The sequence below is a fragment of the Escherichia sp. E3659 genome (assembly GCF_005781135.1).
GTDB lineage: Bacteria > Pseudomonadota > Gammaproteobacteria > Enterobacterales > Enterobacteriaceae > Escherichia.
This window is the reverse complement of record NZ_VATQ01000077.1, coordinates 251-1605: the sequence shown is the minus strand read 5'-3', so window position 1 is coordinate 1605 and position 1355 is coordinate 251. Positions and strand designations below refer to the sequence as shown.

Here is a 1355-nt window from a genome sequence, read left to right as displayed (position 1 = left end):
CGGTCAGTTGCTGACCTTCACTGACTGTTCCGGTTATGTAACCCGTTATGACCATGACCGCTTCGGGCAGATGACGGCGGTGCACCGGGAGGAAGGCCTGAGTCAGTACCGCGCATACGACAGCCGTGGACAGTTAATTGCCGTGAAAGACACGCAGGGCCATGAAACGCGGTATGAATATAACGCCGCCGGTGACCTGACCACCGTCATTGCCCCGGACGGCAGCATAAACGGGGCACAGTACGATGCGTGGGGAAAGGCCGTCTGTACCACGCAGGGCGGGCTGACCCGCAGTATGGAATACGATGCTGCCGGACGGGTCATCCGCCTGACCAACGAAAACGGCCGCCACACCACCTTCCGTTACGATGTACTCGACCGGCTGATACAGGAAACCGGCTTTGACGGCCGCACACAGCGTTATCACCACGACCTGACTGGCAAACTTATCCGCAGCGAGGATGAGGGGCTCATCACCCTCCGGCACTACGATGATGCTGACCGCCTCACGCAGCGCACCGTGAATGGCGAAACCGCAGAGCGGTGGCAGTATGACGAACGCGGCTGGCTGACAGACATCAGCCATATCAGCGAAGGGCACCGGGTGACGGTGCATTACGGGTATGATGAGAAAGGCCGCCTGACCGGTGAGCGTCAGACGGTGCATCACCCGCAGACGAATGAACTGCTCTGGCAGCATGAGACCAGACACGCTTACAACGCGCAGGGACTGGCGAACCGCTGTATACCGGACAGCCTGCCCGCCGTGGAATGGCTGACCTACGGCAGCGGTTACCTGGCAGGCATGAAGCTCGGCGACACACCGCTGGTGGATTTCACCCGCGACCGCCTGCACCGGGAAACGCTGCGCAGCTTCGGCCGTTATGAACTCACCACCGCTTACACCCCTGCCGGGCAGTTACAGCGTCAGCACCTGAACAGCCTGCTGTCTGACCGCGATTACACCTGGAACAACAACGGCGAACTCATCCGCATCAGCAGCCCGCGACAGACGCGGGAATATGGCTACAGCACCACCGGCAGGCTGACCGGCGTTCACACCACGGCAGCGAACCTGGATATCCGCATCCCGTATGCCACAGACCCGGCAGGTAACCGCCTGCCCGACCCGGAGCTGCACCCGGACAGCACCCTCAGCATGTGGCCGGATAACCGTATCGCCCGTGACGCGCACTATCTTTACCGGTATGACCGTTACGGCAGGCTGACAGAGAAAACCGACCTCATCCCGGAAGGGGTTATCCGCACGGATGATGAGCGCACCCACCAGTACCATTACGACAGTCAGCACCGGCTGGTGCACTACACGCGGACACAATATGCAGAGCCGCTGG

General features: G+C 61.0%; 1 pseudogene. It reads left to right on the top strand.

What is annotated here, in order from left to right:
* Positions 1–1355: pseudogene (locus tag FEK47_RS25025) on the top strand (RHS repeat protein); the annotation flags it as partial.